The sequence below is a fragment of the Rossellomorea sp. NRS-1567 genome (genome assembly GCF_050467885.1).
Taxonomy (GTDB): Bacteria; Bacillota; Bacilli; order Bacillales; family Bacillaceae_B; genus Rossellomorea; species Rossellomorea aquimaris_C.
In genome coordinates this window covers 251,980-274,644 of the sequence record NZ_JBITPL010000015.1, presented here as the reverse complement: position 1 = coordinate 274,644, position 22,665 = coordinate 251,980, and the positions used below count along the sequence as shown (strand labels likewise).

Below are 22,665 nucleotides of genomic sequence, written 5' to 3'. Positions count from 1 at the left end.
ATTATCTCCCTAAATTATATCAAACTAAGAAGTTATACGTGAAAAAAAATGTCAACTTACAGAACATTCGTTCCTATATCACTTTAATTCTTTATTGAGCTTTCATAAATAGAAAGGAAAGGAGGCCCCTCATGTGAAATGAGGGGCCTCCTTTCTATTATTCTTTTAACTGCTGAGGTAGTGTTTGTATCGACGTGATTACGGCATCCAGCTTCGTCTCAATACGATAGAGCAGATACATCGTGACAACAATCGGAAAACCTACATCAGAAACGAATGAAATAATAGTTTCCATCCTTTTCCCTCCTCTCATCTTCTATATAGGTAAAAGGAGTGAAAAAGGAGACTATATGAAAATAAAAAGCGAATCCATCATTTCATGGAGTCGCTTTTTAAATTTATCATCCGTTTAGATCACTTATTAAGCTTGAGCTTACTAACCCTGCTTCATCAAGAATCTCTTTGATTTGGTTTTCTGCTTCGTTTAATTTTTCATTGGCTGCCGTTAAATCTGTTTCTCCCTCTTTAGAGAGTGCTTCAGCTTTCATATTATATGATTCTGTCAGGGTCGATTTGAATGATTCCACCGCATCTTTATGATCACCAAGACCTCCAGGGATCTCCATGCTTTCTACCGCTTTTGCAGATTCAGTTGCTGATGCTGCAGCAGCTTCCTTCATTTTTTTCAACTCTTCTCCTGCTATCGCTTCTTCATATCCATTAAGATCAACATCAACACCATTGACTGTTGTTGTTAAATTTAAATAAAAATCCATTATATCTCCAGCAACATTTGCGTTTTCTTCCTTTGCATTTGTTGTTTCCTCTTTTTTAGCTTCGTCAGAACCTGAATCGGAGCATCCAACCAATGCTAAAGATAGACCCAGACCTAAAAACCATACTTTTTTCATACTTGTTTTCCCCTCTCTGTCTCAATCAACATGTTCAAGTATAGAAGGCAAGCAATTCCTATAGGAAATCGCTTTCTCCAATTAATGATAAGCCGGCAAAAAGTATCTTATCACGGGGAGAATAGACTGGTAAAGAAGAATTTTCTAATTTTTCCAAAGTTTAAATCTTATAAATATTTTAAATATACAGCCTATTATCCACACGAAAGAGCCCTTATGTTCGATCCATAAGGGTTCTTGGCTCATTGGTTTTGTAAGGTTTCCCTCCTTTTTCTTTCTGTGGCCTGAACAGCTTCAAACATGATATGGAAGGTGGTTCCTTCTCCCTGCTCGCTTTGCACCCTGATATCCGCCCCATGATCACGAAGAATTCTCAGACATATGGTGAGACCCAAGCCCGTGCCTTTTGTCTTCGTTGTGAAGAAAGGCTCTCCGAGTTTATCCAGCGTTTCTTTTTTCATGCCTACTCCCTCATCTTTGAAGATTAATTGAACCTTGTTATAAGAGGACAAGTCTGCACTTATCGTAATCGTTCCTCCATGAGGCATCGATTCTATGGCGTTTTTAAGTAAGTTTATAAATACTTGTTTTAGCTGATTTTCATCTCCACGAATATGGAGCTCCCTTTCATGAAAATCGGTTTGGATTTCAATATTATATAAAATGGCATTCGTATTTAATAATTTCGCAACATGATCAAGGGTCTCGATAATATTGATTCGTCTATATGTAACGGATTGCGGCTTTGCAAGAATCAACAATTCGCTCAGCACAAGTTCAATCCTCTTAATTTCAGAAAAGACAATCCCTAAGTATTCCTTCGTCTTCTCATCGGCATCATCTCTTAATAACTGTAAGAAACCGTTAATAGACGTAAGGGGATTACGTACCTCATGTGCAATTCCGGCTGCTAATTGCCCGGCGACAGATAGTTTTTGAGATTCAATGGCTAACGTTTCATTCATTTCAATCAATTCTTCTTCATTATGTACTCTTTCGGTAATGTCTGAGATGGTTCCTACCGTACCAAGAAGTTCACCATTTTCATTATAGTTTAACTTAACATTCACTTCACCCCAACGAAACTGACCATCCCTCTTCTGATAAGAGAAGTCCATTTTCATTTTTTCCTTTTTCAAGCTTATGCTTTGTCTTACCATTCGAAGAATTTCATGACGTTCATGTAGGGATATAAAATGAAGTGCATTCTTATGTAAACTTTCTTTAACCGTATATCCCGTGTAGTCTTCCCAGGATTGATTCAGAAATTGAAACTCTCCTTTGGAATTGGTATGAAAGACTACTTCATCTATACTCTGAAGTACATGCTGCATTTCTTCATTGAGAAGCTTCACCCTCTCTTCACTCTTTCGCAGGGCAGCTAACGTTTTATAGCTTGTGTCATAATTCTTCCCCATATAGTAGCTGATAAAGAGAATCAATAGAGTGAATACCAAATCCACTTTCAAATCCACTGGATAATGCAGAACAAAGTAATAAATAAAATCCCATGTTAAGACTAGTAAAAGTCCAATGAGCACTGATACTATTCTCCCTCTATAGATCATCCTGTGAGCCCCCTATCCATCCAAGCACGAGAATCGAAATAGAAAGAATTTTCGCGATATTTGTTATTTATTAGTATATCATTTCTAATTAAGAACAGTATAGACTTCTTTTGTAAAAACAACGATATTCTTGTCACAAGCTTTTCCCTTGTCTATAATGAATACGATACATACGCTTTTTGAAAAATTGAGGTGAAAGCATGCTTGAAGGTTGGTTCTTATATTTCATACTGTTTTGGGTCGTATTTTTAGTGGCTTCATTTGCTATTGGTGGATTCTTTATGTTCAGGAAATTCTTAAAGAGATTTCCTAAAGAGGATGGAAGATCCGATTTGGACTGGGAAGAGCATTATGTGAATGAAACCATCCATTTATGGGGTGAAGAGGAAAAGAAAATGCTCAATGAGTTGGTCACACCCGTACCCGAATTATTTAGAGACGTAGCGAAGCAAAAAATTGCAGGTAAAATTGGAGAATTGGCTATAAAAGAGAGAGCCTCTTCCATTACTCAGGAATTAGTCATCAGAGGGTATATCCTGGCGACTCCGAAACGGGATCATAAGTTTCTTCGAAAAAAACTAAACGAAATGCAAATAGATGTAACCCCTTACGAACATTTATTCTAGGTGACAGGAAGGAAAGACGATGGGATCGATACTAATTATTCCGATTGTGCTATATTTAATTTTTATTATAGGTGCGGCATTCCTGTTTTATAAATGGAAGAAAGCAAAAAAAAGGTAAACGATTGTCGTTTACCTTTTTTATATGATTAATCAATGGGATCCTCTGCCTTACCGTATCTAATGACGTCAAGTATCGCTTGTCCATCACTTGGTTTCCCTTCTCCATTTCGAAACGGAAACAATGAAAAGAATATAAAATAAACGGAGAAATACACAAATTGATAGAAAAAGATGTGAACAGGAATGACTCCTTCAAATATCAGGAAGTTAATGGCTAAAATCGCAATCAGGTTAAATAAACTTCCAGACATGTAAATAAGCACATGAACCCACACCTTATTATACTTCAATTCTGTATATTGACACCAACCCTCCATAAAATACATTCTCTTCACTTCCAATGGACCAATGCTCATTAAATGCTTACCGGTTCCAATGCAAAATTTTATCTTTGCACCGAATATGCGAGCAACGAGGATATGACCTGCTTCATGGACGATGGTGACCAATGGCAGTGTTAAAAAGAATGCCAGAAAAAACGTCCAAATATCTGCTAGTGTAAACAATACTTATCCCACCAATATCTCTTGTTATTTTCTTCATCTCTCTCTTTGCCCTAAATGCCTCAACCCTAAGCATATTGGTCTCCTTTGTAAAGAAATCGTAATCTCATGTGAAGAAATTCCCAAATAAAATAGCAGCGTGATAGGAATCACCCTGCTATTTTTCCCCATGAATTAAATTGAATTCGTTGTTAAATCCTGTTGCTCTTGGTGCAGCTTTCTATATTGAAGATACATGGTGATTCTCCACGGAACTATCATACCAAAGGCAAGAATCCAGAACATCCCACTAAGTTCACCATAATCGATCGATGCACTTAGAATGGATTTGGCCAATATTCGTATTAATAGGAGCCCAATCAAAATAAATGCGAACGCTTTAGAACGTTTTAAATAAATATCATTATCACGAATTTCGAATTTGGAAGTCTTGATCAACAATATAGAAAAGATCATGCCTACGGTAATCGCTTCTAGAAACTCTCCTAAAGTGACTCGAAAAACAGGAAATAAGAACATTAACGCACCTGTACTCATAAACAAAGGAGGTAAGATAATCTTCTTACTGCTAACAGGCTTTTTCTGAGCCTTCATTCTAATAAATATCACCATAAAACCCATGCAAATCGCAACAATGGATGAAGCTATCATCATAAACCATCATCATCCTTTTATTTTCTACTTTCATACCTTTCCCTATTATAGCCCAAATGAGAGAAAAACGAAAACACAAAAAAGAGAGGTTAAATAGAGCCTTAACCTCTCTATCGATTTATCACCCTAAAACTCTTTTGATGGCTTCTTCTACCCGCACTTCGTCAAAGGGTTTCACAATAAAGTCCTTCGCACCCGCTTCAATGGCTTCCACCACTACCTTTTGTTGACCCATAGCTGAACACATGATTACTTTTGCTTGGGGAAACTCGGATAAAATTCTTCTAACCGCTTCTATTCCGTCCAGCTCAGGCATCGTGATGTCCATTGTCACCAGATCCGGCTGAAGCTCACGATACTTTTCTACAGCGATAAGTCCATTTTCTGCTTCCCCTACGACTTCGTGACCGCCAGAGGAAAGCATGCTTCCAAGAGTCATTCTCATAAATTTCGCATCATCCACTACAAGTATCGTTGCCACAGATGTTTCCTCCTCGTATACGCTACCCGATGTCTGTTATATCTAATTTCCTAATTCATCCATTTAAACTATACCATAAAACGTAATGCAATGTATATTCTATTCTATTATTTTATTGGTTTAAAACCCAGTGAATCCTCCAAATACCGAAGTAAGGTAAGCTAGAATGACGGTCATCCAATCAAAGAATAGCATGATCCCTACCGCAATCATCACATATCCTCCTACCTTTACAATCTTTCCACTGTTTTTTCTGATCCATTGCATTCTTCCGATAAAGAATGACAGAATGAAAAACGGAATGGCAAACCCTAATACATAAGCTGTCATATATATGACGCCAGAACCTGGATTAGAGGCGGCAAGAGCCAGAACCGAAGCAAGAATCGGCCCCGTGCATGGTGTCCAGCCGGCAGCGAATGCCATTCCGATTAATACGGAACCAAAAAAGCCTGCCGGTCTATTTTTGAATTCAATGCGACGGTCCTTCATCAATGTTTCCGGTGTGAATACGCCGATGACTACCAATCCAAATATGACAATGAAGATAGCTCCAAGCTGACGAATGAGATCTTTATAATCCAAAAAGAAGTTTCCGATCAGGGAAGTACCAAAACCGATGGCGATAAAGATTGCCGAGAAACCGACTAAGAAAAACAACGTATGTAATAAACTTCTTCTTTGAAGCATTGCATTATCTGTTTTGAGCTCATTCACACTCATTCCTGTTATATAAGAAAGAAAAGCGGGATATAGTGGAAGGCAGCATGGAGAAATGAAGCTTAGGAAACCGGCCCCAATTGCTAAGAAAATATTAAAGTCAGACATTTTTACAACTCCTACATTTCAGTATATATCTCTATTCTATCAAACAAAACCGGTTTCTATGAGGAATGTTTGTGTGAAAGATTTGTGACCATCATATTACATGCACATTTTACTTTTTCAAATGTGTTAAACTCTCTTTTCTTTTTTAATAAACCAATAATTTTGCTTTGAAAAACAGTTCGATTTTCGTTATACTAATAAAAAGTTACAGTTATTACTAGTTTTGTATTCCGTTTGTAAGGACATACAAAAGAAAGGAAACAGCCGTGTCTAAAAAAGAGCTTCTCGAACGAATTGAAAAAAAGCGTGCTCAATTAATTGATATTGTTGCTGAAAATGGACTCACGTCACCTCAAGCTATTCAATTTAGTCAGGAACTTGATCGTCTGTTAAATAGCTACAACTCCCTATACATAAAAAAGTGCTCACCTCAAATGAGCTAAGGCATGATTGAATACAAATATACTATTCTAATATAAATATCAACGACCAACAGGCAGACTCTAAATTTATAGAGTCTGCCTTTTATACCTTCAAGTACTTGTAACGGCATCTTCCATGCCATCAATTAAGCCATTTTGAAGAAGATACATCTTGTGATAAATCCCTTTTTGAACAAGTAATTCCTGATGACTTCCTCTCTCGACAATCTCCCCCCGATGAAGAACCAGTATGAGGTCTGCATCTTGAATCGTAGAAAGTCTGTGAGCAATGGCAATCGTTGTTCTTCCTTTTCTCATTCTTGATAATGCCCCTTGAATGGCTTCTTCCGTTTCTGTATCGATATTGGCCGTTGCTTCATCCAGGACAAGTATTTTCGGTCTGGTTGCGATGGTTCGCGCAAAAGCGATTAATTGCCTTTGGCCACTCGAAAGCGTTGACCCCCTCTCCACCACTGGATGCTCATATGCTTCTGGTAGTTTTTCTATAAAAGTATTGGCTTGAACGAATGTGGCAGCTCCCTCCACTTCTTTTTCCGTCATGGCCTCTGAATAAAGCTTTATATTATCTCTGATTGTTCCGAAGAAGAGAAATGGATCCTGCAGGACAAGCCCCATTTTCCCACGGAGCTCCTCTACTGGATAAGACCTGATATTTTGACCGTCTATTAGAATATTTCCACGATCAAATTCATAGAACCTCATGAGTAAATTGATGATTGAGCTCTTTCCACTACCTGTGTGTCCCACTAAAGCGACCGTTTCTCCAGGTCTTGCGGTAAATGAAATATTCTTAAGGATATCTCTTTTCCCATCATAAGAGAATGAAACATTGTCAAATGTTATTTCACCTTCACTGATGGTTCCTTTCGAATGATTTTCTACATTCTGTGCCGGGGAAAGTTCATCTTCATCCAGTAGCTTAAAGACACGGGAAGAGGCAATGATTGCCTGCTGAAACATGGATAGTCTCATCATGATTTGATTGACCGGCTCAAAGAATCGGTCCAGATAATTAACAAAGGCATATAAAACCCCTATTTCAATAGGCTGATTGAATGATGTCACGCCAAAATAGCTTAAAACTACAATTAATGCCGCTACATACACCAGATCAATGGCCGGCCTTAATAATAATCCATCCACTTTTATATTTTTCATTCCAGCTAAATAGTGTTTTTCATTGATATCGCCGAATTCTTCCCTTAGTCTTTTTTCCTGCCTGAACACCTGGATAATGGACATTCCTTGAAGAGACTCACTAAGCTTTGCATTAAGCTGACTCAATCTCTCGCGCATATCCTGATAGAAGATGGCGCTAAACTTGCGGTAAAGATTCATAATCATAAAAATGACAGGCAAGATGAATAAACAGAAGAAAGCCAGCCGGGTATTGAGTGCAAACATAGCGATAAAGATACCTGTTAATAGGAATGCTCCCTGAATGAAGGATACCAGCACACTCACAAACATATCTTTAATCGCTTCCGTATCATTGGTAACCCGTGAGACAATACTTCCTGCAGGGGTTTTATCGAAATACCTCATTCCTAACCCCTGGACCTTCGTAAAAACATCCACACGAATCTGCTGAATGATTTTTAGGGCTATCTCTTGGAACTTCAATATTTGAAAGTAAGAGATCAATACATTCCCTATTTGAATGAATAAATAGGTCGCTCCCAATCCTACAAGTGGACCGTACGGAAACTCTCTTGGGGTTAAATAATCGTCTATAAAGACCTTGATGATGATTGGTCCAAAGACATCGCCTATCGTTGTCAGCAGTAATAATGAAAATGCAAATAAAATCGTTTTTTTATGCGGCTTTGTATATTTCATTAGACGAAAAAATATGTTTCGCTGCTCTTTCGCCGTTAAAGTCGGTATAGTATCCATATCTTATCCCCCATACTCCACTATTTCTTCTAACTGTTGACGCAGATACATTTCCCGATACCATCCCTTTTTCATCATCAGTTCGCTATGAGTGCCTCTCTCCATGACCTTCCCTTCATCGAGAACAATGATCAGATCTGCATGTTGGATGGCGCTTAATCTATGAGAAGTGATCATAGTCGTTTTTCCTTCTCTATTTTCCTTTAATGATGTCAAAATGGATTCCTCTGTCCTCGCATCAACAGCTGACAAAGAATCGTCAAGAATGAGTACCTCTGGATTCATTAACAGGGCTCTAGCAATCGCGATCCTTTGCTTTTGTCCACCAGATAAGGAAACCCCTCTTTCACCGACCACAGTTCCGTATCCTTCACCGAAATGAACGATATCCTCATGAATATGCGCAAGTGATGCCGCCTCCTCCACTTTTTCTTTGGGGGTAAGTGGATGAGTGAAAGCTATATTCTCAAGAATCGTGGCTGAAAATAGAAAATGATCTTGAGGCACATAACCAATACTTTCACGTAAACGGGATAATTTATAACCCTGGATCATCTGCCCGCCGAACGTTATTTCGCCCTTATACCCTTCAAATTCTCTTAATAATAATCTTAACAGGGTTGTTTTACCTGCTCCCGTTTTCCCTGCAATTCCTAACGTTTGACCTTTCCTTAAGGAAAAGTGAATATTCTCTAATGCATGCACATCTTCATTTGGATAAGAAAAAGACTCAATCTTATATTCTATATTTCCTGAAGGAGCTCGATCCAACGCCCCTTCGTGATCTTTAACGTCTACCCTTTCATTTAACAGCTGTGATACACGGTCGTAAGACGCACGCCCTCTCTCCACAATATTAAATAACCATCCGAATGCGAGCATCGGCCAAATGAGAAGTCCCAGGTAGGTAGTAAATGAGATTAGTTCTCCTATTGTCAGCTCTTCACTCACGACAAGTCTTGACCCAAATACAATCGATAAAAAGAAAGAAATCCCTACTATGATGGAAATAGTTGGATCGAAAAGAGAATCCACTTTTGCAACAGCAATATTCTTCTGCACTACATCATCAGATTGCTTTCTAAATGATTCGATATCCTCTTTCTCTTGTCCAAACGTCTTAAGAACCTTGATTCCCGTTACACTTTCCTGCGTTTTATCATTTAAGGATGAGAATGCTTCTTGAGCTTTATGAAATCGTTTATGTAGAAGGGTACCATAATAACTCGTCAGCATTGCCATGAACGGCATTGGGATCAAAGCAATAAGGGTAAGCTTCCAGCTGATTGTAAAAGCCATGGCCAGTATCACGAAACCTCCTGTAGAGATGGAATCTACAAACGTCAATACTCCGACTCCTGCCGTTTGTTGAATCGCTTGAAGATCATTTGTGGCATGCGCCATCAAATCACCGACTCTCCTCTTTTGATAAAAGGAAGGCGACATCCTGGTAAAATGATGATACAACCGATTCCGAAGCAAGCGGGAAAGTTTGGTCGCCGAACCAAAAATCATGATCCTCCATACAAACCGAAGTCCGTACATGGATAGAGCCGTAGTGATAAGGATGAGAATCCACTTCAGCATGTCTTCACGGGTCAATGTGTTCTCTTTGATACTGTCCACAATAATCCCTACAATCTTTGGTGGAATCAATTGAAGAAATGCAACAAATAAAAGCAGGATGGTTCCTGTGATATATGATTTTTTCTCTTGCAGAAAAAACCACTTTAAATCTATAAAGACTTTCATTCTCTCTCCCCCGTATCTATAATAAATCGACTCTTTATTTTACCAAATTTCAAAAAAATGAGAAATCTTTTTATAGACTCTTTTCGTAAATATTGTTGTGTAACATAAAATCTGCCAGGAGCTCTGTCAACTAGCGTGTGCTGGATGGTGAGGGGAACCGCTTCGCTTCCGGGGTCTCGGCACTACCGTACTTCCGCAAGAGTCTACGCAGTTCCCCTCACCATCTTTAATAGAATTTCGTGACAGAGCTTAAGAGAGACAAAAAATGGCTGAAAGAAAACAGGTCTTCTATCATATACAAGCAGAAAACGGCTTTCTTTATATAGTTAATGAAATTAAAAGAGAACAAGCTAAATCCTTCGTGAGTAATAACGATAAAAATATGACTAATAACTGATTTTTGAGCTATCATAATGATGTTAATTTGATACTCCTTTGTAGACATTTTGATTTTGGGAACAAACTAGGAGTTTTTTGTGTTTGCTATCCATCATTCGGCAGTCAGAATAAAGAAGCACAGAGTGGATTGTAGCGGAAGTCACTTGACTCCTGCGGGTAATAGAGGAAAGGTCGAGACCCCGCAGGGCAAAGCCCGAGGAGGCTCGACTTCCTCCCCGCGGAAAGCAAGTGCCTGGAGCGGAAAGGAACGGTCCATTTTTTCACACTAACACTCATCTAAAACAGAAATTCACTTTTGGAAAGTTATGTAAATACTCAATGTTTACGTAGAGAGCCTTTAAATAATATTTATAATCAAAAAAAACACCTCTTAATGTCTTAAGAGATGTTCTTATAATTGATATTATACTAATGGATTTGAACAAATGGTTCTTGGTCCACTTCTTTTACAATGGTTGCTTTCAGACCCTTTGGTGTCTTCACATATAGGTAAACGGGCGTATGAGGGAAGTAATCAACAATTTCAGGACCAATTGCCTGAGAAAAGCCTATTAGTTCTGTTTCTTTCACCATTCCTGTATGTACATCAATCACGAGTTTATTCAAGGTGTCCTTTTGGTATAAGGCTTTTCCGACAAACTCAATATCCTGGTGTGAAAAATATTTCGAAACATAATCTTCTAAATCACGTATCCGATTATGTAGATCCCGATCCTTCTCTTCCCCTTCATCACTAGGGAAGTAATAATATTTATCCGTTACATCATTCCATTTTTTTGCAGATTTATCATTTTCGTCAACATAACTGGAAGTAATATAGTTGCCGGACACTACGCTATTCAATGGTTGAAGTTTGTAAAGGGATATCAGAATAGGGACATCTTTCAGTTCCTTATTGGCTTTCACCCTACTGACAACGGTGTTAGCTATCTTCTTTCCGTATTCTTCTAACTGTTGGTCATCGATCTTTGCCTCATCAAAATGCATGAGCTTATTTTCATCTTCAACTCGGATATAATCTACGGTATTCATGGCAAGACCGAGGGAAATCCCTTTTATTTTTCCTTCTGAGTCAACGTAGTTCTGTTCATGGATATAAGCGAGATACATGGGATTCTTTTTTTCAAGCTCCATTTGTTGTTCCCAGCCCATATCATCCTTAATCTCCAGAGCAGGATTAAGCCCTAATTTATTTGATTTAGACTTTCTTCCCAGCCATGAATTTAGACCTTTTAGATATTGACCTTCCTGGTATACATAATCCTCCGGTGAAAAATGCTCGGTGGATAAAGACATGAGGCCAGTCTCGATTTCATCCATATCACTGCGATTGTTAATCATCATCGTAATAAGACCACGATTGATTGATTTCTTCTCTTTGTGCACTTTATAATTTAAATATTCGCGCGCTTCTCCAGCTGCACTATTTTGAATTTCAAGTGTTTCTTCATCCATCACTTCTTGAGGCTTATTGCTGCAACCGGCAACAAGAATCATGAGAGACAGTGAAGCAATCATCCATTTTTTCATATGACTCCCTCCGGACTATATTCTATCATAAATTCAATTTTAATCTGAATGATAATCATTAAGTTTTTTTGAATTGACTAAAATAATCAATTTAGCCTAAATGACGAAGGAATGATTATAAACTCATTATCGTAAATAGTTTGTCACAAATAGAAAAAGCACTCATCAACTGAGTGCTTCTATCTATTACTTCATGTTCTTATTCATTGCATTCATCATTTGATTGATTTTCTTTTGGGAAGGTTTTTGACCCATTTGCATCATCATCATGCGTAACATTTGCTCGTTAATTGGTGGATTTTTCTTAAGATAGCTCATCATATATTTACGAGCAATGAAAAATCCTAGTGCAACTCCAGCTAGTAATGCTAGAACTCCAACTAGAATAAGTAACCCAGTCGTTGACATACTCTTACTTCCTCCTTCATGTTGTCCTTATAAAAGTGTACTAAACCATGAAACATTATACAATATTTCTGTCATAATTTCTTATTAATATATAAATTTTCTTTGTTTTATCGGTTTTAACCACCCAAAACGTTCATTTTGGATATCGATCGCGAGCAATTGACCCATATTTCTGCGCAGGATCTCAAAAAATATATATTCAGATTCATCGTGACCCCAAGCATTGAGGGTCATCCATTTTTCATTGAGAACAAGTGTAGCACCTGAATCGATCCTTTCAATTGTTGCAACAGAATCAACCCAAGCCGCTCCTTCAATTTTACTGATCTCGTGCTGCAGGATTCTTTGAGTAGGAAGGTATGGAATTGGCCTGGTAATGTAATTTACTTGTTTCGAGATGATATCGTGAAGCTCCCCTGAACTTACTTCCCATTCGGAAAACAGCTGATAGAATATTCTTTCCCGACCATAATAGTGCTGAACAAACATTTCTTCAATCCAATAGATTTGATAGTTTCGCACCTTTACACCCTCCTACCTTTCTTTCATATAGTATAAATCAACTAGAGAGGAGTCATTGTCGGAAATTGTTGAAAATCTACACTAGTTTTGTCGAAGGGCAAGTGAACTCAAAATATCGGGGATTGTCTCAAGTTGTAAAGTATGGGGAGTTATCATCATTTACCCATTCTCTTTCACACATACTCTTTTTAATCGACAATTCCATTCAGCTTAAAAAAGGTCGACCCCTTTAAGAGTATTAAGGAGTCGACCTTTGATGTCTTTATATTATTACTGAATCAATGCTTTGATTCTTGAAACTACATTTTCTGATGTAAAGCCGTACTCTTCCATGACTTTTGCTCCAGGTGCAGATGCACCATATCCATCAATCGCTAAGATGTCTCCTTCGTCTCCTACATAGCGATCCCAACCCATTGGAGATCCCATTTCGATAGCAAGACGTTTTTTCACACTCTTAGGCAGAATAGATTCTTTGTATTCTTTTGATTGTTTCTCGAAGCGATCCCAAGACGGCATACTTACGACAGATACGCTGATTCCGTCTTTTTCAAGTGCATTTTGAGCGTCTACTGCTAAATGCACTTCAGAACCAGTTGCAATCAGTAAGGCATCAGGCTGTTCCTTGCCGGAAGCAGATACCACATATGCTCCTTTATCTACGCCGTTATATGCTTTATCTGCAGTACCTTTAAGAGTTGGGAGGTCCTGACGAGATAGAACTAACATCGTAGGCTGATCCTTTGACTCTAAGGATAATTTCCATGCTGCAGCAACTTCATTTCCGTCACCAGGGCGGATAACAGAAAGGTTAGGCATGGCACGAAGTGAAGCGAGCTGTTCTACAGGTTCATGCGTAGGTCCATCTTCTCCGACAGCAATACTATCATGCGTGAATACATATGTCACAGGTAAGCCCATTAGAGCCGCTAAGCGTATAGCAGGTCTTAAATAGTCACTGAATACGAAGAATGTCCCTCCGAATACGTGCAGACCGCCGTGAAGAGCCATACCATTCATGGCTGCACCCATACCGAACTCACGAACACCGAACCAGATATTACGACCTTCATACGATTCATGAGTAAAGTCTGCTTCATCTTTAATCATCGTCTTGTTAGATCCGGCTAAGTCAGCTGATCCACCAATGAATGAAGGAAGTTTCTTTGCAATCGCATTTAACACTTCACCAGAAGAAGCTCTGCTTGCTAGTGCTTTTCCTTCTTCATATACCGGGATATCTTGATCCCAACCTTCTGGAAGATCACCTTTGATTGCTGCTTCTAATTGGACAGCAAGCTCTGGATACTCTTCTTTATATTTAATGAATAGCTCAGCCCAAGCTTCTTCTTTTTCAGAACCTGCTTGTTGGATTCTTTCCTCGAATCTGCTGTAAACTTCCTCAGGTACATGGAAATCCTGCTCAAACGTCCATTGATAAGCTTCTTTCGTAAGCTTCATTTCGTCTTCACCTAGTGGAGCACCGTGAACAGCAGATTTCCCTGATTTATTAGGAGCTCCGTATCCGATGACCGTCTTAACTTCGATCATAGTAGGACGGCTAGTATCACCTTGAGCCTCTTCGATTGCTTTGGAGATTTCATCAAGGTCATTCCCATCTTCAACACGAATATATTGCCAACCATACGATTCAAAGCGGCCTTTCACACTTTCAGAGAAAGATTTGTCTAACTCTCCATCAAGTGAAATATCATTTGAATCATAGAGAACGACAAGTCGACCTAATTTCAAGTGAGCTGCTAATGAAGCTGCTTCAGAGGCCACACCCTCCATTAAGTCTCCATCTCCACAAATAGAATATGTAAAATGGTCTACCATATTGTATTGATCCTTATTGTATGTAGAAGCTAAATGCCTTTCAGCTAATGCCATACCGACTGCCATACCGATTCCTTGTCCAAGTGGTCCAGTCGTGGCTTCAACACCTGGGGTATGTTTGTATTCCGGGTGTCCCGGTGTTTTACTTCCCCATTGACGGAATTCTTTAAGATCTTCCATTGAAACGTCATAACCCGATAAATGAAGCAGGCTATATAATAGCATCGATCCATGACCAGCGGATAAAACGAAGCGATCCCGGTTAAACCACTCAGGATTTTTCGGATTATGATTCATGAATCTTGTCCAAAGAGCATACGCCATCGGAGCTGCTCCCATAGGCATTCCAGGGTGTCCTGAACCTGCTTTTTCAATTGCATCGATAGATAATGTACGGATTGTATTAATTGCTAATTGATCTGTGTTATCAAACATATGTCAGACATCCTTCCTTTTAATGTACCTTATTAATATTAATCTTCTTTGTTAGTTTATACAACTATCTTGAATGATAACATGACTTTATGATCGTTGAAAATAAAAAACCTTATGATTTCATAAGGGTTAAGAATGAAAAAAACGGCCAGGTCCATTTTAAAATGGACCTGGCCGTTCATTAATCTAATGCATTTTCTTTTTAGTCTGTATATCCTGGATCTTCTTAGGTGTCACTTCATTACCTTCCGGATCAAAGATTCTTGTATTTTCAATGGTCCCTTTCATCGATTGACGAAACGTTTCCAGGTATTCTTTTCTCAACTTGGACTGCTCTTTTGCTTCTTGCTCGGTTAGTCCGCTACTTTTAGACTTTTTGGCAAGTTCATTGATTCTATTCATTTTCGTTTTTGAAAGCATCTATAAAAACTCCTTTATTGCATAGTCAGCAAATTCTAAAACACAACTAAAATTCCAACGTATTTCTATCGTCATGTTACTAGATTCAAGAAGATAAAACAAGAGTTACGCATTTTCAACTGAAGTCATATATTCTTTAAAACGCCTATGTACCGTAGCTTTAGAGACATCATACCCGAACCCTCTTAATGTTGCTGCAATTTCAGCAAAAGTCAGTTCGTTCTTCCTTAAACGAACAATTTCCTCAACCGGTACTTCGATCCGCTCTCTTCCATCCACATTTCCTTTATTCTTTAGATTTTTATGAGGTTGAAAACCATTTTCCACTGCCCTTTTCATCCCTCGTCTGATTTTCAAATTATGGAGTTTTCTTTGATATTCCTCAACCATACTTACAATATTAATCACCATAGAATCAGATTCAGATAAGTGAAGCTCCCCACTATGGGTTTGACTGATAATCTTGACTTCCTCTTTTAGTAAACAGTGAATGAGAGCAATTTTGGCATTCCCTCTGCCAATTCTTGTTTCATCCTGTATGAGAACAGCCTCAATCGACTCATCTTTAATCAAATCAAGAAGTTCAAGAACACCAGGACGATCTAATTCAAAACCGCTTGCTTGATCTTTTATGATAGCAGCCACTTCGTATTGGTGGTCTTGCGCTAATTTCACTAGTTCCTCTTCTTGGCGTTCCAAGGATGTTTCCTGCGTGTCTTTCTTTGTACTGACTCTGCAGTAAATTACTGCCTCCATCTTCTATCCCTCTATTCTTCGTTCATTACCAATTCATAATCTGAATGGGTAGATAATGTTGGATTTTCTATTGGTAACACAAGTGATTCACCTGGTTGGATTGAGAATGATGTGAGATTATTTTCCTCTCCGACCCAAGCGATAAATTCTTCCACCGTCATAGAATATTCTTCATTGTACTGTTTGGCAATAGTCCAAAGTGTATCTCCATCCTGAACAGTGATGCTTTGGTAAGAAGGTTGACTTGCCGTGACTATTAGAAAATATACCGCTGATAAAAGTGCTAAGACAAATAAAATAATAATGTAAGAGAAACGATTCCAAATATGTGTTAACATAATAAAACCTCCATACGAATGTTTGTTCTGTTTTTTGTTACACTCATTGTAATACGAACATTCGTTTGGTGTCAACAGAAATTCGAACTTATGTTTGTACCGACCGGAAAGACATGCTATAATGGGAACATAAGATCTATAATAGAGGTGCGTGAACATGACAAAATTGTCTAAAAGACAGCAAGACATACTAGAATATATTAAAATTGCAGTAAGAGAAAAAGGGTATCCACCTTCCGTACGGGAAATTGGGGAAGCCGTTGGTCTTGCTTCTAGTTCCACCGTACACGGACATCTGGCCAGGTTAGAGAGCAAAGGTCTTATTCGTAGAGATCCCACTAAGCCAAGAGCCATTGAAATCTTAAACCTTGAAGAGGATACGATCCCACGCCAACGAGTTGTGAATGTTCCCTTAATTGGTAAGGTGACAGCCGGTCAACCTATTACAGCCGTAGAGAATGTAGAAGAATTTTTCCCGTTGCCAGAGCGTATGGCACCTTCAGATGAACAGGTCTTTATGCTTGAGATCATGGGTGATAGTATGATAGAAGCCGGAATTTTAGATGGGGATTTTGTCATCGTGCGTCAACAGCAAACAGCGAATAATGGAGACATCGTCGTAGCGATGACAGAGGAAGATGAAGCAACTGTAAAACGTTTTTTCAAAGAAAAAGATTTTGTACGATTACAGCCAGAGAACTCAACAATGGAACCGATCATTTTACGTAATGTATCCATTTTAGGAAAAGTTGTCGGAGTTTATCGCCAAGTACATTAATACGTTAAGCCGCTATGTTTAATAGCGGCTTAATTTTTTCTATACTTTTGAAGGTTCTAAAAAGGGCAGTGGGTGGTAGCATTTTTCGCTACCACCCACTGCCTTTTAATTAATAGCAATTATTAAGGATTAATACATTTGAATGTATTGCTCGCGCTCCCAAGGGTGTACTTGTGTACGGAACATATCCCATTCGATCTCTTTCGCTTCCACGAAATGTTCGAAGATGTGTTCTCCAAGGGATTTAACAATTACTTCATTTGTTTTAAGATTTTCTAATGCAGCGTGTAATGTTGCTGGAAGATCAACGATTCCTGCTTCTTCACGCTCTTTTTTGTCCATCACATAAATGTTGCGGTCGATTGGTTTAGGTGCTGGAAGGTTACTTTTGATTCCATCTAATCCAGCTGCCAGTAATACAGCCATCGCCAGGTATGGGTTAGCCGCCGGGTCAACACTTCGGACTTCAACACGTGTGCTTAATCCACGAGAAGCAGGGATACGGATTAATGGGCTGCGGTTACGTGCAGACCATGCAACATAACAAGGTGCTTCATATCCAGGGACTAAACGCTTGTATGAGTTTACAGTCGGGTTCGTGATCGCTGTAAAGTCAGTTGCATGTTTAATGATACCTGCAAGGAATTGACGAGCTGTATCGCTTAATTGCAGATCTCCCTTTTCATCGAAGAATGAGTTTTCCCCATTTTTGAATAGGGACATGTTACAGTGCATTCCTGATCCATTTACACCAAATAGAGGCTTAGGCATGAATGTTGCATGTAATCCATGCTTACGTGCAATCGTTTTAACCACTAGTTTAAATGTTTGGATATCATCACATGCTCTTAATGCACTTGCATATTTAAAGTCGATCTCATGTTGACCAGGGGCAACTTCGTGGTGAGATGCTTCGATTTCAAATCCCATCTCTTCCAGTTCTAATGCGATATCACGACGGCAGTTCTCACCTAAATCGGTAGGAGCTAAATCGAAATAGCCACCGTTATCGTTTAATTCTAAAGTCGGATCACCATTTACGTCTAATTTAAAGAGGAAGAATTCCGGCTCAGGTCCTAGATTGAAGTCAGTAAACCCTAGCTCTTCCATTTGACTTAAGATGCGCTTTAAATTGTTACGCGGATCTCCTTCGAATGGAGTGCCATCTGGATTGTAGATATCACAGATTAGTCGGGCTACTTTTCCTTTTTCAGCTGTCCATGGGAATACTAACCAAGTGTCTAAATCAGGGAATAAGTACATATCTGATTCTTCAATTCGAACAAATCCTTCAATTGAAGATCCGTCAAACATCATCTTGTTATCTAATGCCTTTTCAAGCTGACTAAGAGGGATTTCTACGTTCTTAATCGTCCCCAGAATGTCAGTGAATTGAAGTCGAATGAACTTGACACCTTCTTCATTCGCTAATCTTAAAACATCTTCTCGAGTATACTTTGCCATTTTCGTGTTTCCTCCTCAAGTTTATTAAAGGTATTATTTAATGAAAAAAGCGGGACATGTCACCTTGACGCAATGATGCTTTAGTAAATCGACCAGAATGCATCAATTCATTTCGAAGTAATTTACGCAGCTCGTCATCGGATAGATCCTGTCGTGCTTTTTCTTCCTTTTCATTACTTACGTCAGATACTACTTTACTTTCATTATGACTGGATACCGCAAATATTTTCTTAATCCCAGCCATGTTGATGCCTTGATCTAACAGATCCTTTACTTCCAATAACTTATCAATGTCATTCAAGGAAAAGAGCCTACGATTCCCCTCAGTACGCGCAGGGCTGATCAATTGGTGCTCTTCATAGTATCGAATCTGACGAGCTGTTAGGTCCGTGAGCTGCATGACAATACTAATCGGGAATAATGCCATCGTTCGACGAATTTCACTTCCGCTCATCTTGATTCCTCCTTTTGTTTTCCTTCTTGACCTTATTATATGTAATGTAAGGAGTTCTGTCAATCAAATGTTAGTTTTTCTTACATAAGAATTCAGAAGAAAAGGATAGTCAGATTTAGACTATCCAATTACTACTTTATTATCCTTTTGTCACAGTGATTAAACCTTTTTCAATCAAATTATCTACTGCTGAGCAAACAGCAATTTTCACGTGGGCGTAAGTTAATCCCCCCTGAACGTATGCCAAATAAGGCGGTCTTATCGGTCCGTCTGCAGATAATTCAATGCTGGAGCCTTGAATGAATGTACCTGCCGCCATAATGACATCATTCTCATAGCCAGGCATATAGTTGGGATATGGAGTAAAATGAGAATTTATAGGTGATGCAAACTGTATTGCCTGACAAAATGCGATCATCTTATCTCTGTCATCGAACTGTACGGACTGGATTAAATCTGTTCGCTTTGCATGGGGACTTGGATTTGTATTCATGCCAAGTTCCGTTAAGAGCGCCGATGTGAAGACGGCCCCCTTTAATGATTGTGCCACCACATGGGGTGCCAAAAAGAAGCCTTGATACATTTCTTGCAAGCTATAAAGAGATGCCCCCGCCTCTGCCCCTATTCCAGGGGATGTCATTCGATATGAACATGCCTCTACGTATTCTTTCTTTCCTACGATGTAACCCCCAGTTTTAGCAAGACCTCCGCCAGGATTTTTGATAAGGGAGCCTGCCATTAAGTCTGCTCCGATGTGACAAGGCTCCCTCTCTTCTACAAATTCACCGTAGCAGTTGTCAACGAAGACGACCATTTCAGGGTTGATCTCTTTTACAAAATCAATCATTTCTTTGATTTCTTCTATAGTAAAGGAAGGTCGGTTGGCATATCCTTTTGAACGCTGAATCCCCACCATTTTTGTTTTGGAAGAAATCGTTTTTGCCACCTCTTCAAAATCGACCTTTCCTGACTGGAGTAAATCTACACTTTGATAGCCAATTTGAAAGTCTTTCAGTGACCCCGTTCCTTCGCCGCGAATCCCAACAATTTCTTCCAGGGTATCATATGGTTTTCCCGTTATGTACACTAGTTCGTCCCCAGGTCTAAGTACACCAAATAAGGAGATGGAAATCGCATGAGTACCTGAAATAATCTGAGGTCGTACCAGCCCTGCTTCTCCTCCGAATACATCGGCATAAATACTTTCTAATGTGTCTCTTCCTGCATCGTCATACCCATAACCTGTGGAAGGTATGAAGTGAGAATCGCTTACACGATGCTTTTGAAAAGATTTAAGTACCTTGAACTGGTTATTTTCAGCTCGTTCTTCAATTTGGTAGTGTATATCTTTAATGCTTGCTTCAACTTTTGTTACCAATGGTTTTAGAGTGTTTCCGTGCACTAATTGTTCAAACATGAGGTTTTTGTTTCCCTTCTACCTTTGAAATTTCTTGATGCTGCCTGCGATTGGATGATCTTCTAAGTGATAGCCCGTCAATTCGTAAACCTGGCTTTCTTCTATAAATTCTAATTTTCTTAGGATCGTATCCTTTTTTAATTGCGAAAGGAGCTTCCCTTCACTTGCTGGGATGAGCACATGATAGGATGTCATATATTTTTTCACGATTTCTTCAATTCTTAATAAAAGCTGACCTCGATCCTCTTCGATCAAGGCACTGATCATGATATGATCCCATTCACTACCCGGAACAAAGTCAGGATCCACCACATCCCGCTTGTTGTAAATCGTTAACTGAGGAATTCCTTTCATATCCAAGTCTTTCAATAATGACTGAACCGTTTTTTCATGCTGACTGTAATCTGGATTTGAACTATCCACTACATGTAGAAGAAGATCCGCTTCCTTCACCTCTTCCAGGGTAGAACGAAATGCCGCTACTAATGTAGTAGGGAGGTCCTGAATAAATCCGACAGTATCCGTAAGTAATGTTGAGTAGCCACTGGGCAAGGGCATTTTTCTTGTCATCGGGTCCAATGTTGCGAAGAGTTGATTCTCTTCATAAGAATCTGCTAATGAAATTCGATTAAACAAAGTCGATTTCCCAGCGTTTGTATAACCTACCAGTGCAATTTGAAAGGCTTTATTACGCTTTCTTCGTTCACGATACCTTTCTCTATGCTCGACAATGGTTTGTAATTGTTTCTTAATATCATCAATTCTGCGATGAATGTGACGCCGGTCACTTTCGAGTTTTGTCTCACCAGGTCCTCTTGTTCCAATCCCTCCACCCAATCTTGAGAGAGATGCTCCCTGCCCGATTAATCTTGGAAGTAAGTATTGAAGTTGTGCAAGCTCTACTTGTAATTTCCCTTCTCTTGAACGGGCGCGCCCAGCGAAAATATCCAGAATGAGTTGAGTTCGATCGATCACCCTTGCATGTAAATCTTTCGATAAGTTTCGTATTTGACTCGGAGAAAGTTCATCATTAAATATGATGATATCCGGTTCGAATTGTTCTTCCAACATGACCAGCTCTTCTACTTTCCCCTTCCCGATATATGTACCAGGATGAACGCGGTCCCGTTTTTGAGTGAGAGCAGCCACAACTTGACCTTGAGCTGTTTCAGTCAGTTCTTCAAGCTCCGCTAAACTATATTGAAAACGCAAGTCATCTTCTTCCAGTTGACACCCAACCAGAATGACTTTTTCCTTCATTTCATTCTTCAATAAACATCCTTCTTTCTGTACATTTCATTTTCATCTTCATCATAACAAATCCGACTCGTAAACTCTATGTTAAAAGCAGTGAAAAATGGTTGCAATTAAGTGCAGACGTGTTAAAATCAGTATGTTTGAATTTACGAAATCACACTCATTCAAGAATCTACATAATGGCATGTAGCATATTGTAATAGGGTTAGGAGGAATGTGTATGACTTGGGAAGTATTGAGTATTGTAGGTACCATTGCTTTTGCTATTTCAGGAGCTATCATTGCCATGGAAGAGGAATACGATATCCTCGGTGTTTATATATTAGGAATTGTCACAGCATTCGGTGGTGGAGCTATTCGGAATTTACTGATTGGGGTCCCTGTTTCCGCTCTATGGGAGCAAGGCATGTTGTTTCAGATTGCCCTCCTTTCCATAACAGCTGTCTTTCTTTTCCCTAATAATCTCCTAAAACACTGGAGAAAATGGGGGAATTTCTTTGATGCCATAGGCCTATCAGCTTTTGCTATCCAAGGAGCACTGTATGCTTCTGAAATGAATCATCCGATAAGTGCTATTATTGTAGCAGCTGTACTGACAGGGAGCGGTGGTGGTATCATTCGTGATCTCCTTGCCGGTCGTAAACCTTTGGTGCTTCGGTCAGAAATTTATGCTGTGTGGGCAGTCCTGTGTGGAGCAGCAATCGGGCTTGGAATTGTCCATTCAGCCTTTGAACTCTACTCTTTATTCGTGATTACAACAACATTACGGGTGCTATCCTATTTATATAAATGGAGGTTACCCAATAGGAGCTTACGAGCACATGTATAATAAAAAAATGCATTCACTTATGAATGCATTTTTTTAT

Annotated in this window: 24 protein-coding genes; 4 read left to right on the top strand and 20 right to left on the bottom strand. The window is 39.1% G+C overall.

All coding sequences use genetic code 11. The annotated features are described in order from the left end of the window. Positions 1 to 157 precede the first annotated feature (157 nt). The 3 genes from ACIFOD_RS10750 to ACIFOD_RS10740 all read right to left on the bottom strand — a co-directional run bounded on the left by ACIFOD_RS10750 (position 158) and on the right by ACIFOD_RS10740 (position 2,479). Positions 158 to 295: a YvrJ family protein gene (locus tag ACIFOD_RS10750; protein ID WP_430314565.1), complete on the bottom strand. Its 138-nt coding sequence runs from the start codon at positions 293 to 295 to the stop codon at positions 158 to 160. A 106-nt stretch (positions 296 to 401) separates the two neighbouring features. Then, positions 402 to 911 (bottom strand): hypothetical protein, encoded by a 510-nt coding sequence (locus tag ACIFOD_RS10745; RefSeq protein ID WP_430314564.1) that lies wholly within the window; start codon positions 909 to 911, stop codon positions 402 to 404. Positions 912 to 1,153: 242 nt separating this feature from the next. Beyond that, positions 1,154 to 2,479, bottom strand: a complete 1,326-nt coding sequence (locus ACIFOD_RS10740; RefSeq protein ID WP_430314563.1) for an ATP-binding protein — start codon at positions 2,477 to 2,479, stop codon at positions 1,154 to 1,156. Between the two features lie 200 nt (positions 2,480 to 2,679). On the opposite strand from ACIFOD_RS10740, the gene ACIFOD_RS10735 reads away from it, so the two are divergent. Then, positions 2,680 to 3,105 (top strand): DUF2621 domain-containing protein, encoded by a 426-nt coding sequence (locus tag ACIFOD_RS10735; RefSeq protein WP_430314562.1) that lies wholly within the window; start codon positions 2,680 to 2,682, stop codon positions 3,103 to 3,105. A 146-nt stretch (positions 3,106 to 3,251) separates the two neighbouring features. Here the strand turns inward: ACIFOD_RS10735 and ACIFOD_RS10730 are convergent, their stop codons facing one another. From ACIFOD_RS10730 to ACIFOD_RS10715, 4 genes are all read right to left on the bottom strand, one after another. Then, positions 3,252 to 3,731: a site-2 protease family protein gene (locus ACIFOD_RS10730; protein ID WP_427597414.1), complete on the bottom strand. Its 480-nt coding sequence runs from the start codon at positions 3,729 to 3,731 to the stop codon at positions 3,252 to 3,254. A gap of 171 nt (positions 3,732 to 3,902) precedes the next feature. Then, complete coding sequence (locus tag ACIFOD_RS10725) at positions 3,903 to 4,382, bottom strand: CcdC family protein (protein WP_113968095.1); 480 nt, start codon at positions 4,380 to 4,382, stop codon at positions 3,903 to 3,905. Between the two features lie 121 nt (positions 4,383 to 4,503). After that, positions 4,504 to 4,863, bottom strand: coding sequence for a response regulator (locus ACIFOD_RS10720; RefSeq protein WP_397551610.1), 360 nt, complete (start codon positions 4,861 to 4,863; stop codon positions 4,504 to 4,506). Between the two features lie 120 nt (positions 4,864 to 4,983). Next, entirely contained in the window at positions 4,984 to 5,691 is a 708-nt protein-coding gene (locus ACIFOD_RS10715) for a cytochrome c biogenesis CcdA family protein (RefSeq protein ID WP_428973962.1), read from the bottom strand. A 266-nt stretch (positions 5,692 to 5,957) separates the two neighbouring features. Here ACIFOD_RS10715 and ACIFOD_RS10710 point away from each other — a divergent pair, with 266 nt between their 5' ends. Further along, positions 5,958 to 6,134, top strand: coding sequence for an aspartyl-phosphate phosphatase Spo0E family protein (locus tag ACIFOD_RS10710; protein WP_113968098.1), 177 nt, complete (start codon positions 5,958 to 5,960; stop codon positions 6,132 to 6,134). Between the two features lie 90 nt (positions 6,135 to 6,224). Here the strand turns inward: ACIFOD_RS10710 and ACIFOD_RS10705 are convergent, their stop codons facing one another. From ACIFOD_RS10705 to yneA, 9 genes are all read right to left on the bottom strand, one after another. Beyond that, positions 6,225 to 8,030, bottom strand: coding sequence for an ABC transporter ATP-binding protein (locus tag ACIFOD_RS10705; protein ID WP_430314561.1), 1,806 nt, complete (start codon positions 8,028 to 8,030; stop codon positions 6,225 to 6,227). A 3-nt stretch (positions 8,031 to 8,033) separates the two neighbouring features. Next, complete coding sequence (locus tag ACIFOD_RS10700) at positions 8,034 to 9,782, bottom strand: ABC transporter transmembrane domain-containing protein (protein ID WP_430314560.1); 1,749 nt, start codon at positions 9,780 to 9,782, stop codon at positions 8,034 to 8,036. 807 nt (positions 9,783 to 10,589) lie between these two features. Further along, the gene (locus tag ACIFOD_RS10695) at positions 10,590 to 11,711 is read right to left on the bottom strand and encodes a CamS family sex pheromone protein (protein ID WP_430314559.1); all 1,122 of its coding nucleotides are present in this window, start codon (positions 11,709 to 11,711) and stop codon (positions 10,590 to 10,592) included. 186 nt (positions 11,712 to 11,897) lie between these two features. After that, positions 11,898 to 12,119 (bottom strand): YneF family protein, encoded by a 222-nt coding sequence (locus ACIFOD_RS10690; protein ID WP_044337285.1) that lies wholly within the window; start codon positions 12,117 to 12,119, stop codon positions 11,898 to 11,900. An 84-nt stretch (positions 12,120 to 12,203) separates the two neighbouring features. Further along, positions 12,204 to 12,641 (bottom strand): sporulation inhibitor of replication protein SirA, encoded by a 438-nt coding sequence (gene sirA, locus ACIFOD_RS10685; RefSeq protein WP_430314558.1) that lies wholly within the window; start codon positions 12,639 to 12,641, stop codon positions 12,204 to 12,206. Between the two features lie 270 nt (positions 12,642 to 12,911). After that, positions 12,912 to 14,915 carry a transketolase gene (tkt, locus tag ACIFOD_RS10680; protein ID WP_430314557.1) on the bottom strand — a complete coding sequence of 668 codons (2,004 nt, stop codon included), beginning with the start codon at positions 14,913 to 14,915 and terminating at the stop codon, positions 12,912 to 12,914. Between the two features lie 186 nt (positions 14,916 to 15,101). Beyond that, positions 15,102 to 15,335, bottom strand: coding sequence for a DUF896 domain-containing protein (locus ACIFOD_RS10675; protein ID WP_113968105.1), 234 nt, complete (start codon positions 15,333 to 15,335; stop codon positions 15,102 to 15,104). 105 nt (positions 15,336 to 15,440) lie between these two features. Continuing rightward, positions 15,441 to 16,091, bottom strand: coding sequence for a YneB family resolvase-like protein (locus ACIFOD_RS10670; RefSeq protein ID WP_430314556.1), 651 nt, complete (start codon positions 16,089 to 16,091; stop codon positions 15,441 to 15,443). 11 nt (positions 16,092 to 16,102) lie between these two features. Continuing rightward, complete coding sequence (gene yneA / locus ACIFOD_RS10665) at positions 16,103 to 16,429, bottom strand: cell division suppressor protein YneA (RefSeq protein WP_181778039.1); 327 nt, start codon at positions 16,427 to 16,429, stop codon at positions 16,103 to 16,105. A 157-nt stretch (positions 16,430 to 16,586) separates the two neighbouring features. On the opposite strand from yneA, the gene lexA reads away from it, so the two are divergent. Next, entirely contained in the window at positions 16,587 to 17,207 is a 621-nt protein-coding gene (lexA, locus tag ACIFOD_RS10660) for a transcriptional repressor LexA (protein ID WP_113968108.1), read from the top strand. A gap of 129 nt (positions 17,208 to 17,336) precedes the next feature. On the opposite strand, the gene glnA is transcribed toward lexA, so the two are convergent. From glnA to hflX, 4 genes are all read right to left on the bottom strand, one after another. Continuing rightward, on the bottom strand, positions 17,337 to 18,671 hold the full coding sequence (glnA, locus tag ACIFOD_RS10655; RefSeq protein ID WP_113968109.1) for a type I glutamate--ammonia ligase: 1,335 nt from the start codon (positions 18,669 to 18,671) through the stop codon (positions 17,337 to 17,339). Between the two features lie 37 nt (positions 18,672 to 18,708). Then, entirely contained in the window at positions 18,709 to 19,125 is a 417-nt protein-coding gene (locus ACIFOD_RS10650; RefSeq protein WP_113968110.1) for a MerR family transcriptional regulator, read from the bottom strand. A gap of 139 nt (positions 19,126 to 19,264) precedes the next feature. Beyond that, positions 19,265 to 20,542 carry an aminotransferase class I/II-fold pyridoxal phosphate-dependent enzyme gene (locus tag ACIFOD_RS10645; RefSeq protein ID WP_430314555.1) on the bottom strand — a complete coding sequence of 426 codons (1,278 nt, stop codon included), beginning with the start codon at positions 20,540 to 20,542 and terminating at the stop codon, positions 19,265 to 19,267. An 18-nt stretch (positions 20,543 to 20,560) separates the two neighbouring features. After that, positions 20,561 to 21,802, bottom strand: a complete 1,242-nt coding sequence (gene hflX, locus ACIFOD_RS10640) for a GTPase HflX (protein WP_430314705.1) — start codon at positions 21,800 to 21,802, stop codon at positions 20,561 to 20,563. A 217-nt stretch (positions 21,803 to 22,019) separates the two neighbouring features. Here hflX and ACIFOD_RS10635 point away from each other — a divergent pair, with 217 nt between their 5' ends. Further along, positions 22,020 to 22,628 carry a trimeric intracellular cation channel family protein gene (locus ACIFOD_RS10635; protein WP_397551619.1) on the top strand — a complete coding sequence of 203 codons (609 nt, stop codon included), beginning with the start codon at positions 22,020 to 22,022 and terminating at the stop codon, positions 22,626 to 22,628. Positions 22,629 to 22,665: the final 37 nt, after the last annotated feature.

Coding starts and splice junctions, on each gene's coding strand:
- ACIFOD_RS10750 (WP_430314565.1), bottom strand. CDS start 295: ATGGAAACTATTATTTCATTCGTTTCTGATGTAGGTTTTCCGATTGTT.
- ACIFOD_RS10745 (WP_430314564.1), bottom strand. CDS start 911: ATGAAAAAAGTATGGTTTTTAGGTCTGGGTCTATCTTTAGCATTGGTT.
- ACIFOD_RS10740 (WP_430314563.1), bottom strand. CDS start 2,479: ATGATCTATAGAGGGAGAATAGTATCAGTGCTCATTGGACTTTTACTA.
- ACIFOD_RS10735 (WP_430314562.1), top strand. CDS start 2,680: ATGCTTGAAGGTTGGTTCTTATATTTCATACTGTTTTGGGTCGTATTT.
- ACIFOD_RS10725 (WP_113968095.1), bottom strand. CDS start 4,382: ATGATGATAGCTTCATCCATTGTTGCGATTTGCATGGGTTTTATGGTG.
- ACIFOD_RS10715 (WP_428973962.1), bottom strand. CDS start 5,691: ATGTCTGACTTTAATATTTTCTTAGCAATTGGGGCCGGTTTCCTAAGC.
- ACIFOD_RS10705 (WP_430314561.1), bottom strand. CDS start 8,030: ATGGATACTATACCGACTTTAACGGCGAAAGAGCAGCGAAACATATTT.
- ACIFOD_RS10700 (WP_430314560.1), bottom strand. CDS start 9,782: ATGAAAGTCTTTATAGATTTAAAGTGGTTTTTTCTGCAAGAGAAAAAA.
- ACIFOD_RS10695 (WP_430314559.1), bottom strand. CDS start 11,711: ATGAAAAAATGGATGATTGCTTCACTGTCTCTCATGATTCTTGTTGCC.
- ACIFOD_RS10690 (WP_044337285.1), bottom strand. CDS start 12,119: ATGTCAACGACTGGGTTACTTATTCTAGTTGGAGTTCTAGCATTACTA.
- tkt (WP_430314557.1), bottom strand. CDS start 14,915: ATGTTTGATAACACAGATCAATTAGCAATTAATACAATCCGTACATTA.
- ACIFOD_RS10675 (WP_113968105.1), bottom strand. CDS start 15,335: ATGCTTTCAAAAACGAAAATGAATAGAATCAATGAACTTGCCAAAAAG.
- ACIFOD_RS10670 (WP_430314556.1), bottom strand. CDS start 16,091: ATGGAGGCAGTAATTTACTGCAGAGTCAGTACAAAGAAAGACACGCAG.
- yneA (WP_181778039.1), bottom strand. CDS start 16,429: ATGTTAACACATATTTGGAATCGTTTCTCTTACATTATTATTTTATTT.
- lexA (WP_113968108.1), top strand. CDS start 16,587: ATGACAAAATTGTCTAAAAGACAGCAAGACATACTAGAATATATTAAA.
- glnA (WP_113968109.1), bottom strand. CDS start 18,671: ATGGCAAAGTATACTCGAGAAGATGTTTTAAGATTAGCGAATGAAGAA.
- ACIFOD_RS10650 (WP_113968110.1), bottom strand. CDS start 19,125: ATGAGCGGAAGTGAAATTCGTCGAACGATGGCATTATTCCCGATTAGT.
- ACIFOD_RS10645 (WP_430314555.1), bottom strand. CDS start 20,542: ATGTTTGAACAATTAGTGCACGGAAACACTCTAAAACCATTGGTAACA.
- hflX (WP_430314705.1), bottom strand. CDS start 21,802: ATGAAGGAAAAAGTCATTCTGGTTGGGTGTCAACTGGAAGAAGATGAC.
- ACIFOD_RS10635 (WP_397551619.1), top strand. CDS start 22,020: ATGACTTGGGAAGTATTGAGTATTGTAGGTACCATTGCTTTTGCTATT.